General features: G+C 52.5%; 15 protein-coding genes. 8 read left to right on the forward strand and 7 right to left on the reverse strand.

The annotated features are described in order from the left end of the window. The first annotated feature begins 37 nt into the window (after positions 1 to 37). Entirely contained in the window at positions 38 to 505 is a 468-nt protein-coding gene (locus ACMAY6_RS05650; protein WP_435215191.1) for a c-type cytochrome, read from the forward strand. Positions 506 to 572: 67 nt separating this feature from the next. Further along, the gene (locus ACMAY6_RS05655; RefSeq protein ID WP_435215193.1) at positions 573 to 1,559 is read left to right on the forward strand and encodes a patatin-like phospholipase family protein; all 987 of its coding nucleotides are present in this window, start codon (positions 573 to 575) and stop codon (positions 1,557 to 1,559) included. On the opposite strand, the gene ACMAY6_RS05660 is transcribed toward ACMAY6_RS05655, so the two are convergent. The 4 genes from ACMAY6_RS05660 to ACMAY6_RS05675 form a co-directional block, all read right to left on the reverse strand. Further along, positions 1,534 to 2,511 carry an XdhC family protein gene (locus tag ACMAY6_RS05660; protein ID WP_435215195.1) on the reverse strand — a complete coding sequence of 326 codons (978 nt, stop codon included), beginning with the start codon at positions 2,509 to 2,511 and terminating at the stop codon, positions 1,534 to 1,536. The genes ACMAY6_RS05655 and ACMAY6_RS05660 overlap by 26 nt on opposite strands. Positions 2,512 to 2,583: 72 nt before the next feature. Continuing rightward, entirely contained in the window at positions 2,584 to 2,997 is a 414-nt protein-coding gene (locus tag ACMAY6_RS05665) for a YcgN family cysteine cluster protein (RefSeq protein ID WP_435215197.1), read from the reverse strand. Positions 2,998 to 3,026: 29 nt separating this feature from the next. Further along, complete coding sequence (locus tag ACMAY6_RS05670) at positions 3,027 to 3,440, reverse strand: GFA family protein (protein ID WP_435215198.1); 414 nt, start codon at positions 3,438 to 3,440, stop codon at positions 3,027 to 3,029. A gap of 15 nt (positions 3,441 to 3,455) precedes the next feature. Then, complete coding sequence (locus ACMAY6_RS05675) at positions 3,456 to 3,923, reverse strand: hypothetical protein (protein ID WP_435215200.1); 468 nt, start codon at positions 3,921 to 3,923, stop codon at positions 3,456 to 3,458. Between the two features lie 101 nt (positions 3,924 to 4,024). On the opposite strand from ACMAY6_RS05675, the gene ACMAY6_RS05680 reads away from it, so the two are divergent. Continuing rightward, on the forward strand, positions 4,025 to 4,933 hold the full coding sequence (locus tag ACMAY6_RS05680; RefSeq protein WP_435215202.1) for an MBL fold metallo-hydrolase: 909 nt from the start codon (positions 4,025 to 4,027) through the stop codon (positions 4,931 to 4,933). Positions 4,934 to 4,935: 2 nt separating this feature from the next. On the opposite strand, the gene ACMAY6_RS05685 is transcribed toward ACMAY6_RS05680, so the two are convergent. Continuing rightward, positions 4,936 to 5,850: an NAD(P)-dependent oxidoreductase gene (locus ACMAY6_RS05685; protein ID WP_435215204.1), complete on the reverse strand. Its 915-nt coding sequence runs from the start codon at positions 5,848 to 5,850 to the stop codon at positions 4,936 to 4,938. A 131-nt stretch (positions 5,851 to 5,981) separates the two neighbouring features. On the opposite strand from ACMAY6_RS05685, the gene ACMAY6_RS05690 reads away from it, so the two are divergent. After that, positions 5,982 to 7,793 carry a gamma-glutamyltransferase family protein gene (locus ACMAY6_RS05690; protein ID WP_435215206.1) on the forward strand — a complete coding sequence of 604 codons (1,812 nt, stop codon included), beginning with the start codon at positions 5,982 to 5,984 and terminating at the stop codon, positions 7,791 to 7,793. A 112-nt stretch (positions 7,794 to 7,905) separates the two neighbouring features. Then, positions 7,906 to 8,619, forward strand: a complete 714-nt coding sequence (locus ACMAY6_RS05695) for an SDR family NAD(P)-dependent oxidoreductase (protein WP_435215208.1) — start codon at positions 7,906 to 7,908, stop codon at positions 8,617 to 8,619. Between the two features lie 2 nt (positions 8,620 to 8,621). Here ACMAY6_RS05695 and folE read toward each other — a convergent pair whose 3' ends face one another. Next, a complete protein-coding gene (gene folE, locus ACMAY6_RS05700; RefSeq protein ID WP_435215210.1) occupies positions 8,622 to 9,530 on the reverse strand; it encodes a GTP cyclohydrolase I FolE in 909 nt (302 codons plus the stop codon). Positions 9,531 to 9,566: 36 nt separating this feature from the next. Here folE and ACMAY6_RS05705 point away from each other — a divergent pair, with 36 nt between their 5' ends. The 3 genes from ACMAY6_RS05705 (at position 9,567) to ACMAY6_RS05715 (ending at position 14,451) form a co-directional block, all read left to right on the forward strand. Next, a complete protein-coding gene (locus ACMAY6_RS05705) occupies positions 9,567 to 9,935 on the forward strand; it encodes a YSC84-related protein (RefSeq protein ID WP_435215212.1) in 369 nt (122 codons plus the stop codon). Between the two features lie 173 nt (positions 9,936 to 10,108). Then, positions 10,109 to 11,308 (forward strand): efflux RND transporter periplasmic adaptor subunit, encoded by a 1,200-nt coding sequence (locus ACMAY6_RS05710; RefSeq protein ID WP_435215214.1) that lies wholly within the window; start codon positions 10,109 to 10,111, stop codon positions 11,306 to 11,308. An 11-nt stretch (positions 11,309 to 11,319) separates the two neighbouring features. Continuing rightward, on the forward strand, positions 11,320 to 14,451 hold the full coding sequence (locus ACMAY6_RS05715) for an efflux RND transporter permease subunit (RefSeq protein ID WP_435215215.1): 3,132 nt from the start codon (positions 11,320 to 11,322) through the stop codon (positions 14,449 to 14,451). Here ACMAY6_RS05715 and ACMAY6_RS05720 read toward each other — a convergent pair. Next, a complete protein-coding gene (locus ACMAY6_RS05720; protein WP_435215216.1) occupies positions 14,432 to 15,940 on the reverse strand; it encodes a peptide MFS transporter in 1,509 nt (502 codons plus the stop codon). The genes ACMAY6_RS05715 and ACMAY6_RS05720 overlap by 20 nt on opposite strands. Positions 15,941 to 15,951 lie beyond the last annotated feature (11 nt).

The following is a 15,951-nucleotide window of genomic DNA, read 5'->3' on the forward strand; positions in this document are numbered from 1 at the left end:
CAGCATGAATTAATGGACACCGTTAGGAGAATCAAACATGAAGTTTTTGAACCGTCTTGTCATTGTCGCCATCACCCTCACCGCAACTATCCCTGCGGTTGCTCACATCGAGAAAGCTGAGCCACTGCAGTCCCTGCGTCAATCGTATTTCGCGCTTCTAGGCATGACCTTTGGGCCTATGGCGGACATGGTGAAGGGAAAGATTGAGTGGAATGATGAGACTTTTCAGGCATGGGCTGACGATCTGGCTGGTGTATCTGGATATCAAGTCGAACGAGGTTTTGCCCCGGGTTCTGAAGAGGGGAAGACTCGCGCTAAACCTGAAATTTGGCTCAACGGTGAAGATTTCAACTCAAAGCTGGCTGATTTTCGACGAGAAGCTGCGAAATTGTCTGAGGTGGCCGCGCAAGGAGATCGCGCTGCAATTCAGGGGCAGTTTGGCGCTACAGGAAAAACCTGCAAAGCCTGCCACGATGAATACAAAGCTAAGGATTATCTTTACTAGAGGGGGCAACCTTCCTCCAGCTGGTTAGAGGGCACTTAGACAATAGGCTTCATTGAGGGCGCGGGTGATGTCCCAAGAGAGAACCGTTCTATCGATCGATGGTGGGGGTATTCGCGGGATCATACCCGCGATGGTGCTGCATCACCTCGAGACGGCGACGGGTCATCGGGCAGCTGATCTTTTTGACCTTATGGTGGGTACTTCAACGGGGGGTATTTTAGCCTTGGGATTGGCGCAACCGGATCCCCAAAAACCTGCAAAGAGTCGATATGGCGCTCGTGACCTGGCTGACCTTTACGCCAATCGTGGGGCACAAATTTTCGGCAACAATCTGTGGCGCCAGTTTCGGTCGGCGCTGGGTATTTTTGATGAAAGCTATTCAGCTAGCCCCCTCGAGACGGCTCTTGCAGATTACTTCGATGACAACGTTTTAGGAGATTGTCGCTGTCCCACCATTGTCACGGCCTATGACTTGGAGGCTAGGTCGACGGCTTTTTTTAAAAGCTTTAAACCTGAGCACGCACAGATGCTTTGTAAGTCAGCGGCAAGAGCAACGTCGGCTGCCCCAACTTTTTTTGAGCCGGCGCAGTTCGAAGTAGCCGGTAAATCGACGGCACTCATTGACGGCGCAGTGTTCTTAAATTCTCCTGTTGTGTCGGCTTACGCTGAAGCGTTGAGGTTGTTTCCGGGTGACAGGATTACCGTTATCTCATTGGGTACAGGTGAGCTTGCGCAGCCCATTTCGGGAAAGCAAGCTGCAGGCTGGGGCAAGATTGGTTGGATGTTGCCGGTGCTTGATTGCGTGTTTGATGGCATGGCCAAAGCCGCTGATTATCAGATGGCACTTTTCTTGGGTGAACGCTATCAACGGTTCCAGCTCACTCTTGATAAGGCGAGTGATGAATTGGATAACGCCACACCTCAAAATATCGCTGCGCTTTTTGAGGAGACTGTTCAGTTGATTGATCGAGAGGCTGTGAGGTTAGGTCGTCTCATTCACTACTTGCAGGCAAAGCAGCCGCCATCGGCTATGGACCCAGCTCAGGATTCGTAGTGCTGGTTGCAGTCTTGCGCCGCAGTTGAGTGATTTCAGCCATGATGGCTACCGCAATTTCCCACGGCGTTTTACTGCCAATATCGAGACCAACAGGGGCGTGCAGTCGTTGCAATTGGGCCTGAGTGACCCCCAGTGCGGTTAGGCGCTCTAAGCGAGCACGGGTGGTTCTGATAGAACCCAACGCACCGACGTACCAAGCGGGAGTTTCTAAAGCTTCAAGAAGCGCCATATCGTCAATGCGGGGATCATGGGTAAGCGTGACAATGACGTTTTTGGGATCGCAGCTGCGCGCGGCGATGATGTCGTCTGGTAGGCCATGTAGCAGTTCTACGTCCGGTCCTTGCCACTGAGTAATAACGTCCTCGCGGGTGTCGGTAACAATCACTTCGTAGTCCATAGCAAGTGCCAAGTGAGCCAACACCTGAGCGAGTTGCCCGGCGCCTACGAGCAGCATCTGCATTTTAGGACCCAGCCCTTGCCTTAATGCATTTTGTGTCAGGCTCAGAGGGGCATAATCATCGGTGACATCTACAGATGTAATGCCAGTTGACAGCTCTGTTGTTCTGACTACGGAGTTTCTTGCTCGCAGTGCAGTGACAACATCGGTCACCCAGTTTGCACTAGCAGGGGAGAGCTGCTGCACCAAAATATGTAAACGCCCCCCGCAGGGCAGCCCTAATCGCTCATTTTCCTCCGCGGAAACGCCGTATTCGATGAGTTTTGGGGTTGAGGCATCAATTGCATCTGTACGCAGTTTGTCGAGCAGGTCTTCTTCAACGCAGCCCCCCGACAGCGTGCCAATACTGTGTTCGCCGCAGCTCCCGAGCATCGAGCCCACCGGGCGAGGTGATGACCCTACAGCCTTTACAATAGTGCACAAATATGGGGCGCTGCCGCTATTAAGCCACTCGACGAGTTTTTCAAAAACTTCCTGATCTTGGCTTTGCATAGCGAGTCGATGATTTCCTTGTATTAGCCGGAGATAGTTGTCGGCGTGGGTTTAGTTTATGTGCTCGACCGATTAGCGGTCGGTCCAAGCGATGATGTGGTCCTCGAGCTGCTCGGGGTCGATAGTAGTCTCACAAATGACCCGGTGCTTTACGGTGCAGGTTGCTCGGTGCACTTGCATCGGATCTGCGCTTTTTAAGTGATGCCATTCGGGAAGGTCTTCACCCGCAGCAAGCAGCCGATAGGCGCAGGTCGCGGGCAACCAATGATAGGACTCAGGGTTTGTTTGGCGTAAATCTAGGCAGTCAGGAACGCGTTTTAATCGATTTTTATAGTCACTGCATCTGCCCGAGGAGTGATCAAGTAACTGGCAGGCAACGCTGGTGTAATAGATTTCTCCGGTGTCTTCATCCTCAAGTTTGTTGAGGCAGCATTTGCCACAGCCATCGCATAGAGACTCCCACTGTTGAGTTGAGAGTTCGTTCATCGGCGTTGTTTGCCAAAAGTTGGGCGCCGTCATGCTTTTGACAGGTGTGCAAGGGAGGCGGCATTTTTCTCCCAATTTTGTCCGTCAAAGGGTGTGTCCGTAATCGACAAAACAGAAGCTGGATTGAGGCATCGTGCATGAACGCTTACGCCGTCAGGATTTGACCTCGGTCTATAAAATGATTTCACGCCGCAGGCTTTGCAAAAATAATGCTTTGCTAGACCCGAACCAAACCGGTACTCGCTTAAGGTGTCTGGGTCCGATAGCAGCTGAAAGCGTTGCTTGGGCACAATCAGATGTTGGTAGTGATTAATATTGCATATGGAGCAGTTGCAGGTGTGTGTCTGCAAGTGAGCGGGGGCCTGTATTTGCCACTGAACTTTGCCACAGTGGCATCCTCCCTCGTGGGTGACGAGCACTGAGCCATTGCCGTTTTCAGCCATTGGTATTTACTCTCGTTAGTTTGCGCTCTCTAAATTGGCAAAGGTGCTAAATGCCAGCGCCTCAGCCAAAATCATACAAATGACCGTGGCAATAAAGGGAAGCGCGCCGTGCATAGCGCCGTAAAAATGTATTGCATCGCCTAAGACCAAGCCAATTGCCCATAACATAGCGAATTTTGAGCTAAATAAAATCAGCCACGCAACGAATATCCTGCCCGTTTTGGCTTGCCAGGAATTTTTGTTTTCGAAGGGCCGAGAGGCGGCGTGCTCGATCATTAAGGTAGCCTGCAAGAGCAGCTGTAACATAATCGCTGCGACCAACCCCGCTGTGAAGCTGCTAATTTGCACTCGGTCCCAAAACTGGGAGAGCAGACCTAAGACGATCAAATCAGCAGTAATGGCAACGTAGTAGCGTACGTAAAGCCGTTGCCGTGCGTTGGGTAATGCGGCAGAGGTGGCTGCCGCGTGGTGGTGTGCTTTCATGAGGGGCCCCGGGGCGACGAAGTGCGTGGAGGGAGTCTACCCGTCTACGGTAAAGTTGTCGCCGGAACCCTTTTTTAGGTAAGTCATACAGGAATATTCTTATGAGCCACGTCGGTAGGTTTTGCTCGAAAGTAGTTATTGTCACCTTGCTGTTGACGTTTAATAGCGCCCTCGTGGCGCAACCGGATCGCTTCTCTGAGGTGGTAATCGAGGCGACCAAGCTCACAGACTCTATTTACATGCTCACGGGGGCTGGCGGCAATCTTGCCGTTAGCGTGGGTGCTGATGGACTCCTGTTGGTCGATGATCAGTATGCGGCCATGGCCGAGCGGATTGCGGATGCACTTGCGAACCTTCCAAGCACTTCTGCGACGCAGCAGTCTCTAAAATACGTCATCAATACGCATCACCATGGTGATCACACGGGAGGGAATGATTTTTTTGCTAAAGCCGGTGCCACGATTATTGCTAATGAGGCTGCTCGGGTGCGACTGCTAGCGCGAGCTCCATCAGCAGAGGCCCCTCTGCCGGTGATTACCTACCACGAGGGTGTGCACATCTACTTTAACAGCGACCGCCTCAAACTTGTTGCTCTTGAGGGGCATACAGATGGTGATACGGCTGTTTATTTTGAAGGTGCGAATGTTCTGCACGCCGGGGATTTATTTTTCAATGAGCGCTTTCCATTTATCGACACTGACAGCGGCGGTGGCGTGGGTGCCTATTTATCGAGTCAGGAGACACTGTTAGCCATGATTAATGATGATACCGTCGTTGTGCCTGGCCACGGCCCAATCGCCAGTAGGGGAGACCTGTTGGCAGTGCACGACATGATTCGTTCTACCCGTGCAGCGGTGGTCGAAGGTATGAGCGCCGGGATGTCACTAGCCCAGATTCAGGAAAGGGGCTTGGATCAGGCTTACCAATCTTTTGCATGGGCTTTTATTGGCGAGGCAAAATGGATAGAAACGCTCTACTGGGACACGATGAAAAATAGGGTTTCGTCGTAAATTTACCGGCTGAGTTTACGCAGCCGTTCGATAAGGCTTGAGGTATCCCAGCGACCGCCGCCCAAATTTTGAACATCGCTATAAAATTGATCGACCAAGGCTGTTAAGGGGAGTGATGCTCCCGCTTTATCTGCGGCGTCAAGCACTAGCCCCAGGTCTTTGCGCATCCAGTCAACGGCAAAGCCAAAGCCAAACTCGCCTTGGATCATTGTTTGAGAACGGTTGTCCATTTGCCAGCTCTGGGCTGCTCCTTGACGAATGGCCTCGACAACATTTGTTGTGTCTAGTCCGGCTCGATCGGAAAAATGTAACGCCTCAGACAAACCTTGGAGAACGCCTGCAATACAAATTTGATTAGCCATTTTAGTGAGCTGACCAGAGCCACATGGACCCATCAGGCGGACACTCTTTCCGTAAACAGCCATCACGGCTTTGGCACTATCAAAACTCGTGCTGTCCCCCCCAACCATAATGGTTAGTTGGCCCAATTCAGCGCCGGCCTGTCCCCCTGAAACAGGTGCGTCTAAGAAGCCAATGTCTTTTTCCATACAGGCACTTTGGAGTTCTTGGGCAAGATCAGCCGAGGCTGTCGTATGGTCAATAAGTAATGAGCCGGGTTTGAGGGTTTCTAATACACCTTGATTGCCAAGGGTAACCTCTCTGACATCGTCATCATTGCCTACGCAAACAAAAACGACATCAGCATCGCGGGCGGACGCCGCTGGTGTCAAAGCAGTTTTCCCTCCGTAGGTTTCCTGCCACCTGGAAGCTTTGTCGGGAGAGCGATTAAACACCGTTGTGGCGTAGCCTGCGGTTTGCAAATGACCCGCCATAGGAAACCCCATTGCACCTAATCCAATAAAGCCCAAGGTGAGGTTTTGTTTTCTGGCTTCATCTTGGGGCGCATCTGTACTCATAGTGATTCGGTCCTGTGTCGAGCGACTGTCGAGATTACTCAATAACCCTACCTTGAGTCTCACGAGCAGTTAACGCAAGCTGCCGTTACGTTGCTGACACTACTCAGCGCGACCACTCAAAAGGTAAATGTATGACGACTTTTCAGCAACGGGTAACCGCAGTAGGCGCATTGCTTGCCCGTGTCATGGCGGTCACCACACTGTGCGTTAGCGCGGCATCTCTAAATGCACAGCCTTTGGGTGCCGGTGCTCGACCGGTGGGCGCAGACTGGTCAAGAAGCCCGGTTTATGGCGCTCGTGGAATGGCCGCGACCGCACAACCCCTGGCTTCGCAGATTGCGATTGATGTTTTGAAGCAGGGAGGAAGTGCTGTGGATGCTGCCATAGCAGCAAATGCGGCTCTTGGGCTTATGGAACCCACGGGTAATGGTATCGGTGGGGATCTGTTCGCCATCGTTTGGGATCCGGAAACCCAGCAGCTTTACGGTTATAACGGATCAGGTCGTAGCCCTGCAGGGCGCGATTTTTCGGCAATGCTGCGCGCCATCGAGAAAATGAAGTCTCAGGGCCAACTGCCTGAAGACTATCAAGGCATACCTTCCCATGGCTCACTCGCCGTCACCGTCCCCGGCACGGTTGATGGGTGGTTTGCGCTTCACGAACGTTGGGGAAATTTGCCTATGGGCGAAGTGCTAGCTCCCGCTGCCGAATATGCCGAGGTGGGGTTTCCCATGTCTCCGGTTATTGCCGCTGCGTTTGCAGCGAATAAACGGCGTTTTGAACAGCGTGCGCCCATGATCGAAGAACTCGACAACGCAAACGCGCTGTATTTTCCCGCTGGCACCGCTCCGACAGTCGGTTCAGTATTTCGTAACCCCGATCTTGCAAAAACTCTGAGAATTCTGGGCGCTGAGGGTCGGGATAGCTTTTATAAAGGAGTGTTAGCTGAGCGCATGGTTGGCTACTTTGAAGCGATTGAAGCTGACCTCACCGCAGCTGATCTTGCCAAGCATTCAGGAGAGTGGGTGGAGCCTCGGGGCGTTGACTACCACGGCGTCACTTTGTGGGAGCTTCCCCCTAACGGTCAGGGCTTCGCAGCGTTGATGATGCTCAACATTATCAAGCAGGCCGACACGGCGACTATGGAGCGCGGCTCGCCAGAGCTGTTTCACCTCATGGTGGAAGCAAAACGTTTGGCTTTTGAAGCGATGGCTCAAACCTTTGCCGATCCAAATTTTGCTGATATTCCTGTGGAAGAGCTGCTGTCTGCCGAGTTTGCAAAAGCGCAATTTGCCCGTATTAACTCCGACAGCGTTTTAACCGCCGAAGCCCTCGCAGTACCTTTGGAGGGCGAGGGAGATACTACCTACTTAACAGTAGCTGATGAATCCGGAATGATGGTTTCGCTGATTCAGTCTAACTACCGCGGTATGGGGTCGGGCCTAGTGCCCAAAGGCCTAGGTTTTATGTTGCAGGATCGTGGCGAATTGTTCTCTCTGGATCCGCAGCATCCTAACGTTTATGCCCCCGGAAAGCGGCCATTTCACACGATTATCCCGGGGTTTGTTACACGTCAGGGCAAGCCTTGGATGAGTTTCGGTCTCATGGGTGGGGGTATGCAGCCTCAGGGTCATGTGCAGGTTCTGATAAACATTGTTGACTTTGACATGAACCTTCAGGAAGCAGGAGACGCTGCCCGATTCCTGCATGATGGTGGCAGCAGCCCCGACGGTGGAAGCCCCGGAGGCTATGGCACTCTTTACGTGGAGCCGGGTGTTCCTGCCACAACGGTCGCTGCACTTCGTGCGCTGGGACATGAAGTTGTCGTCGACGAATCGGGAGGCCCTTTCGGAGGATATCAGGCGATACAACGACATGACGAAACCGGCGTTTACTCTGGTGCAACGGAAATGCGTAAAGATGGCACGGTCGCTGCGTGGTGATCATGGGCAAAATCGCTAATCTGCCGACAGGCTTTTCTGTCTTCCCTCATCGGTGTGTGCCGCAAACGGTCGTTGGCTTTGATTCCCTGCTGCCAATTTTCAGGAGCAACTCGTGACGGGTAAAGCAGTGGTGGTAGGGGTCGGTGGTATTGGTGCAGCCGTCGCGAATGCGCTGCTCGATCAGGGTTATGGTGAGGTTCATGCTGTGAGTAGAAGTTCATCCTCAGACCTATCTGCGGGGGTGCACCACTGGTACAGCGACTACAGCGCGGCCTCCATTGAATCTGTCGCGAGCTCGATTACTGAGCAGCCGGGAACTCTTGAGCGTTTGATAATCACCAACGGTATTCTGCAAGGGGATGACTATCGCCCCGAGCGTGCACTCAGGCAGCTTGATGGTCCAACGATGGCCAAGATTTTTGAGGTCAATACTATGCTGCCGATGTTGTGGCTTGCTGCCTTTCACGATGCGCTGCGCCGAGCTGATCAGCCAAGGGTGGCAATACTGTCAGCGCGAGTAGGAAGCATTGAAGATAATCGTTTGGGGGGCTGGTACAGCTACCGAGCAAGTAAGGCAGCGTTGAATATGATGTTGCAATGCGCAAGCGTTGAGTTCGGACGCCTTAATAAGTCGGCACAGATTGTCGCCTTTCATCCCGGTACGGTGGATACGGCGCTTTCGCAACCCTTCCAACGTGGCGTGCCCGAAAACAAATTGTTTAAGCCAGCGTTTGTTGCAGAGCGTCTAGTGACGCTCCTCGATGAAGTTCCCACTACTGAGCGGTTGCTATACCTAGACTGGGATGGGAAACCCATCCCGTTTTAGCATCAACGCAGAAATTCACTGCGGGCCGCAGGGTTTTCCTTGAACATGCCCCCTAGGGATGTGGTGCGAGTTTTGGAGTTGGTATCCATGACGCCTCGAGATTTTACGCAGTAATGAACCGCCTCCATCGACACGGCAACATTATCGGTTTCCAGCAACGTCTGTAGTGCCACTAAAATTTGCTGGGTGAGTCGCTCTTGTACTTGCGGTCGTTGGGCAAAGAAGCGAACGATGCGGTTGATTTTGCTCAGTCCGATAATCTTATTGCGTGGTAGATACGCGACCCGTGCCTGACCATCAATGGTGACAAAGTGGTGCTCGCAGGTGGAGGTGAGATCTATGTCGTCAATCATCACCATTTCGTCGACCTGCATTTTATTGTCGATGACGGAAATTTTGGGGAAATTGCTATAATCCAAGCCCGAGAAAATTTCATCGAGATACATTCGAGAAATACGATCGGGAGTATCACAGAGGCTGTCGTCGGTAAGATCAAGCCCCAGTGCTTGGGTAATGTCAGTGAAAGCTTGTTTAACTATTGTCAGCTTTTGATCACGGTTCAGTCCGTTGTCAATCAGCGGCGTTTCAAGCCCCCTAGCGACCAATGCCTCCCTCACTAGGGTAGCCTCTCTAGAGATAGCTGAGCGAAGGTTAACGGTGTTGTCAGCCAGTTCGAGGGTTTGGGCCTTTGAGTGGGTAGATGTCAGCATGGTTCGCTCCATTTGGTTTGTGTAAAGAATACGATTGGAGCTAGTGGCCGGATTGCATAGATGTCGGAGTTTTTGACCTCGTTCGCTGTTCGGGTGTGGGGCAGCTAATTTTGCCGTGCCGGCGAGCTGATCGATGCGGCTTTCGGTTATGCCGTTTTCCCCACGATCGGCAAGGGAGGTATCGGCATTGGTGGTGCCCATGGTTCAGGCCGTGTTCACAAGGGCAAGAGTAAGCTCATGGGTGAAACAAAAATGACCCAAATTACTTACGGCTTGCAGCTGGGCGGGCAGGCTTATAGTCAGCTTATCTTGTTCGAAGATGAAAGATCTTTCGATGCGTTTACTGACGGTAATTTCGAGTTTGGCGCTCAGGCTACTGCGGTGGCGTTAACGGTGGCGGCTGGAGCAGAGGCGAGTACAACGGGCGTCGGCACCAATGCTTCCGGTGGTGAAAATAATGCAAACGTAGGCAGCTCAGGATTTCGCAAGGGTATGGCGATTTTCACCATTGCAAAAGGTGGACAAATGTACGAGGCGACGCTGGGAGGGCAAAAGGTCTCCCACAAGCCCAAAAGTAGTGGCGATTGCCTCAGAAGACCGCAATAGCGGGCTTTTTTTGCGGAAATTTCGAGTTTGGCTGGGAATTTTACCGAATTGATCAAAAAAGATGGGCCAGCCGAGTTAGAACACTAGGGCACTGGTAAACTTACGCCGCGTAATTTTTTGGCCACACGCGCCCTTTTGGATGCGAAAGCTTATTTTTTAGACAGGGAGTCTGCATGCTTAGCCGAGTTAAGAGAGCCTTGATACCACTGCTGGTGTTGCTGCTGGGGATCGGGGTTGTTGTGGTCCTCAATGCGACTAAACCGAAGCCTGATATTGCTATCGAGGCGCCCAGACCCATCAGAGTTCATACTCAGATCGCGGCAGTAGCGACCAATCAACTGACTGTGGAGACAAGTGGTGACGTCAGGGCGACGCTGCGGTCTGACATGGTGGCTCAGGTGGCAGGGCGCATTATCGAAGTCTCTGACGAATTTGTTGAGGGTGGTCGGTTCTTGGCCGGCGAAACCCTGCTTAAAATAGAAGATACCGATTACCAAGCAGCGCTCAATGAAGCCGAGGCCCGTGTGGCTGCGGCAAAGGTTGACCTAGAGACTGCTTACGCCGATGCCGATGTGGCGAGAAAACAGTTGGTGGGTGTAAACCAACCTTCGCCATTGGCACTAAAAAAACCTCAGGTTACCCGCGCTAAAATGGCTTTGGAGGCAGCTCAATCGGGGTTGTCGTTGGCCAAAACGAATCTTAATCGAACTAATATCGCATTGCCCTACACAGGACGATTGCGAGAAACTTCTGCAGATCTGGGCGAATACGTGGGCCCGGGAAAGGTACTTGCCTCGGCCTTTGGCACCGATCGCGTGGAAATTCGATTGCCCCTTACTGACAATCAGCTGGGAGCCTTGGGCGTGCCCATTGGCTACCGCGCCCCTGACGGCGGAGGATTGGCGGTAGATCTCACCGCCAAGGTGGCCGGAGCGCATCAGTTATGGACCGGGCGGGTTGAGCGATTAGACGCCGCCATAGACCCAGAAACCCGCGTCGTTTATGCCACTGCTGTCGTTGATAAACCCTATGAATTGCCAGAGGCATCCTCTCAGATGCCCTTGGCGGTGGGCTTATTTGTCGAAGCAGCCATTGCCGGCCGGATTTTAACTGACACCATTGCTATTTCGTCGGACGGCCTTCGTGCCGGTGATCGAGTCTTCATTCTCGATGCTAACGGACAACTGGAAATAAGAGACGTCGAGGTGATTCACAGCAACACACGTGAGACATTTTTAGCGAGTGGCATCGCCGCGGGCGAGGCGGTCATTATCTCAGCGATTCGAAATCCCATTCCGGGAATGGCGCTGGAATCCATTAATGCTGAATCCGAGGCGATCATTGTTGCCTCGGATTCAAACTTGGCTGACTGAGGAGCGTTGAGGTGACGGCACTGGTTGGTTGGTGGGTTCGAAATCCGGTAGCAGCGAATTTGCTGATGCTGGGTATTATTATTTCGGGTTGGTTGGGTCTGCAAAATATCGAGAAAGAGGCCTTTCCTACCGTGAGCCCTTATCAGGTTCAAGTGGAGGTTATTTGGCCAGGTGCGTCCCCGCGAGAGGTGGAGCAACAGGTCATTCAGCGCATCGAGGATGCTGTTGAAAACGTTAACAACGTTTATCGGGTTTATTCCGAGGCCAGAGAGGGCTTTGGCAATGTAAGCGTTGAGACTTATGCCAACGTTGACATCAACGCGTTCGTCAATGATGTCAAAAACGCTGTTGACGCCGTGACCTCGCTGCCCAGAGACATTGAAAACCCGAGAGTACGACGGCTTGAGTGGCGGCAAGAGATGCTGCGAGTTGCTGTTATTGGCGATATTGACGAGCGAGCGCTCACGCGACTAGCCGAGGATCTTCGTCAGGATCTAGCCTCACGAGCCTATATCTCCAAGGTTGAACTCTTTGGCGTTAGGCAAGAAGAGGTCACCATTGAGCTCTCAGAAACGGCTTTGCGGCGTTATGGCGTGACCTTCGCCGAGGTTGCGGGAGTTATCCGAGGAAGCTCAATCAATTCCTCCTCAGGTCAGGTCAAAGCAGCGACGGGTGATGTGCAGTTACGGGTGCTCAACCTCGCCGATACGCAGCGCGATTTTGAAAATATTATTGTTAAACAAACACGCGAGGGCGGCACTATTCGCGTGGGCGATGTCGCGAGGGTAGTTGACGGGTACGAAGAAAGCGAAATCATAGCCACCCTCAACGGTAAGCCTGCCGTATTGCTGCAGGTGCAAGCCACTGACGATATGCAGGTGGTGAAGTCCAGTGAAGCGGCGAAGCGCTGGATCACGGATACGCAACCTACGCTCCCTCCCGGCATCGAATTAATGATGTGGTTTGATACCGCCGATATTTATACCTCGCGTATGGATCTCATCACCGAATCATCAGTACTGGGTCTGCTTCTGGTATTTATCGTTTTAGTGCTGACGACTCGACCCGCCGTCGCGCTGTGGGTGACTGCAGGTATTGGTGTTGCCTTCATGGGGGCTTTTGCATTTTTGCCGGCCAGTGACGTTTCGCTAAATGTTATTTCGACCTTCGCGTTTTTGTTGGTACTGGGGATCGTGGTAGATGATGCGATCGTGGTGGGTGAAAGCATTCACCACCACAACCATAGTATGGGTCTCAGTGGCGAGGAGTCAGCAGTTGCCGGGGCGGTGAGTGTCGCGCGCCCTGTGATCTTCGCCGTATTAACGACTATTGTAGCTTTTGCCCCCTGGCTTTTTGTTTCAGGTATTGATGCACAAGTGACGCGGCAGCTGTCCATTGTCATCACGCTGGCCCTGATCATGTCGCTGATTGAAGCTTTTTTTATTCTCCCAGTGCACTTGCGGCACATTGAGCCGCGCAAAAATTTGAAAGGCATTAAGCTTTGGCAACAAAATATTGCCCACTCCATTGTTGATTTTGCGCACAATTATTACGGCCCTTTTCTCGAGCGCTGCATCCGTAACCGTTACACCACAACCATGGTGTTCCTGGTGGGATTCATGATTTCTATCGGGCTTTTCGCGACTGGCTGGGTTAAGTTTTTCTTCATGCCCCAGGTAGAAAATGAGCAAATTTACATCAGCGTTGATCTGCCAATTGGCACCCCTTACGACCGTGCGCTACAAATATTGGATCAGTTGCAAGTTGCTGAGAAAGCGCTGATCGCCGAGGTAGAGGATTCAGCGCAAGACACAGGAGAGGGAACTGGCAAGCTAATAGAAGGTTGGTACACCCGCGCTAGGCCCGAAAATGTGATTGCCATCGTTAGGTTGGCTCCCCCTGAAGTGAGAGATCTCAGTGCTCGAGCTGCTGCTGAGCGGTTAAGAGAATTGGCAGGGGACTTTCCAGATGCTGAAAAAGTAGAAGTGCGCTACACCCTTAATGAGGGTTCGCCCACGGTGACCTTCTTATTACAGCATCAAGATTTTGCCTCGCTCAAAGCAGCGAGTGAAGATCTACAGCTGCATTTGCAGGGTTATGACGCCGCTTACTACGTGCGCGACGATCAGCAGGGCGAGTTGAGTGAGCTGAGATTTTCATTAAAGCCCGGCGCTGAAAAGCTCAGTGTCGATCTTGCAGAGGTGTCGCGTCAGGTGCGGCAGGCTTACTACGGAGAAGAAGTACAGCGACTGCCGAGAGAGTTTGGAGACGTAAAAGTCATGGTGCGCTATCCCCGCGATGCCCGCAGTGAATTATCGTCCCTTGATGACTTCATGATTAGAATGCCCGATGGCCGCAGTATTCCCCTTATGTCCGTTGTAGATGTGTCTTTTGGTACGGGAGTTCAACGTATTAATCGGCGCAACGGCGAGCGCTTTGTTCGGGTCGTAGCCAATGTAGAGCGCGACGCTATGGAAGAGATATCCAGTACGGTGAGCGATGACTACATGCCGTTACTGGAGAGTAAATATCCCGGTTTAAAGGTCTTAAAGGGAGGCACTCAAGAGTCTGAGGCAGAGTTTTATAGTGAGATAGCGGCGTTGTATACCGTGGCGCTCTTTGCCATATATGCGCTCATTGCAGTGGCATTCAGGTCCTATGCGTTACCGTTGCTTATTATGACGGCGATCCCCTTTGGCTTCATGGGTGCTATTTTTGGCCACTTACTTTTTGATATGCCCTTAGCCCTATTTTCTTACTTTGGTATCGGGGCAGCAGCGGGTGTTGTGGTCAACGACAATCTGGTTTTGGTGGATTATATTCGCCGACGAGAAGACGACGGTCTTAGCTCGGCGGAGGCCGTGATAGATGCCGCGATTAATCGTTTTAGGCCTATTTTTCTGACAACCGTTACGACCTGTGTCGGATTGCTACCGATCATGGCAGAGCGATCTACCACTGCGGAGTTCCTCAAACCTGCAGTGCTGTCGCTGTCGTTCGGCGTTTTATTTGCATTGTTTGTGAGTCTGCTAATGGTCCCAGCCCTTTATATGATCGGCTGGGACTATCAACAGCTTGTCAGGCGCCTAAAAGGTCAGGAGCCTGCTAGTGAGGGCTCCGCAGTTAGCGAATCCCGTGCATGAGGCGCTTCAGAAGCGGTGTGGCAATAAGTAGTACCACACCGGCAATGACTCCCGCCCACAGCAGTTGGTCGAATAATGTGACGAACCCGTCGGATCCAGACACCATCGTGCCTAACAGCGCTGCCACGTAGCCCGAGTAGGCCGAGGCAAGAAACCATGCGCCCATCATTACGCCAACGACTCCGGGCACCGAAAGTTTGGTGACGGCCGACAGGCCGACAGGGCTGAGACAAAGCTCGCCGGTAGTGTGCAGCAAGTAGGCAAGAATTAACCACCAGGCAGAGACAACGCCGGCTTCGTTAGGAAATTGTGCGCCGTAGGCCAGGGCGCCAAAGCCCAGTCCTGCCTGAATGATGCCCAGTCCAAACTTTACCGGAGTGCCGGGTTCCATATTTCTCCGGCCCAGCCACGTCCATAGAAATGCAAACAGTGGTGCCAGAGTGAATATGAAAAAGGAATTCGCCGCGCCAAACTGCGATGCGGTCAGCGTTACCCCAAATAGCGACTTGTCGGTATCTCTATCTGCAAACAGCGTCATGGAGCCAGCTGCTTGCTCAAAGAGCGCCCAGAAAAAGACGGTTGAGATAATAAGAGCGACCAAAGCCAGCATGCGATCCCGTTGTATCCGGTCACAGCGGGCGAAGATATACCAGCCCAAACCGCCCAATGTCGCCAGTGACACCACGTTGAGAAGTGTTCCCACAACGGCGGTAACCTGAACGATCTGCCAGATCACAAAGACCCCTGCAATGCCACTGAGATAAATCAGGTGGTCCACTCGTAGAGGGCCTCTTTTCTCACGCAGTGCAGACGTTGAGGGCGCTTCACCGTGTCCCTCTAGCAGGGGCTGTCCCCAAAGAAAAAGCACGAGCCCCAGTGCCATACCGATACCTGCGGCACCGAAACCGTAGGCCCAGCCATAAACCTCTCCAAGCCAGCCACAAAGCAGGGTGGCGGTAAATGCGCCAATATTGATGCCCATGTAAAAAATAGTGAAGCCCGCATCCCGTCTGGGATCGTCTTCGCCGTAAAGTTTACCCACGACTGTTGAGATATTCGGTTTCAGGAATCCCACGCCCATGATGATTAAGGCCAGTGAGAGATAAAAAATTTGCAGCGCGCCATCGTCTCGCACCACATCACCATCGAGCATTCGTGCTTGCTCACCTTCGAATGCCATGCCTAGGTGGCCTGCGACCAGCAGCAGTCCGCCGTACACTACGGCCCGGCGCATTCCTAAGTACCTATCGGCGATGAGGCCGCCCAACAGGGGCATAGCGTATACCAACGCGGTATAGCTGCCTAAAACAGCCAATCCAGCCGCATCGTCAAACAAGTGGTACTTGGTGAGATAAAGCAGCAGCAAGTACTTCATGCCGTAAAAAGAAAAGCGCTCCCAAAGCTCAGTACCAAAACAAATGTACAAGCCAGCTGGGTGGCCCATAAACTCTCGGCCGCGTTGTAACGGGCTGTTCGCTGTTGTAGTCATAGGGTCTTGGA

It is taken from the genome of Luminiphilus sp. nBUS_16 (assembly GCF_051201645.1).
Taxonomy (GTDB): Bacteria; Pseudomonadota; Gammaproteobacteria; order Pseudomonadales; family Halieaceae; genus Luminiphilus.

Bases quoted from the DNA above. Each gene is read 5' to 3' on its own strand.
- ACMAY6_RS05650 (WP_435215191.1), top strand. From the start codon at position 38: ATGAAGTTTTTGAACCGTCTTGTCATTGTCGCCATCACCCTCACCGCA.
- ACMAY6_RS05655 (WP_435215193.1), top strand. From the start codon at position 573: ATGTCCCAAGAGAGAACCGTTCTATCGATCGATGGTGGGGGTATTCGC.
- ACMAY6_RS05660 (WP_435215195.1), bottom strand. From the start codon at position 2,511: ATGCAAAGCCAAGATCAGGAAGTTTTTGAAAAACTCGTCGAGTGGCTT.
- ACMAY6_RS05665 (WP_435215197.1), bottom strand. From the start codon at position 2,997: ATGAACGAACTCTCAACTCAACAGTGGGAGTCTCTATGCGATGGCTGT.
- ACMAY6_RS05670 (WP_435215198.1), bottom strand. From the start codon at position 3,440: ATGGCTGAAAACGGCAATGGCTCAGTGCTCGTCACCCACGAGGGAGGA.
- ACMAY6_RS05675 (WP_435215200.1), bottom strand. From the start codon at position 3,923: ATGAAAGCACACCACCACGCGGCAGCCACCTCTGCCGCATTACCCAAC.
- ACMAY6_RS05680 (WP_435215202.1), top strand. From the start codon at position 4,025: ATGAGCCACGTCGGTAGGTTTTGCTCGAAAGTAGTTATTGTCACCTTG.
- ACMAY6_RS05685 (WP_435215204.1), bottom strand. From the start codon at position 5,850: ATGAGTACAGATGCGCCCCAAGATGAAGCCAGAAAACAAAACCTCACC.
- ACMAY6_RS05690 (WP_435215206.1), top strand. From the start codon at position 5,982: ATGACGACTTTTCAGCAACGGGTAACCGCAGTAGGCGCATTGCTTGCC.
- folE (WP_435215210.1), bottom strand. From the start codon at position 9,530: ATGGGCACCACCAATGCCGATACCTCCCTTGCCGATCGTGGGGAAAAC.
- ACMAY6_RS05705 (WP_435215212.1), top strand. From the start codon at position 9,567: ATGGGTGAAACAAAAATGACCCAAATTACTTACGGCTTGCAGCTGGGC.
- ACMAY6_RS05710 (WP_435215214.1), top strand. From the start codon at position 10,109: ATGCTTAGCCGAGTTAAGAGAGCCTTGATACCACTGCTGGTGTTGCTG.
- ACMAY6_RS05720 (WP_435215216.1), bottom strand. From the start codon at position 15,940: ATGACTACAACAGCGAACAGCCCGTTACAACGCGGCCGAGAGTTTATG.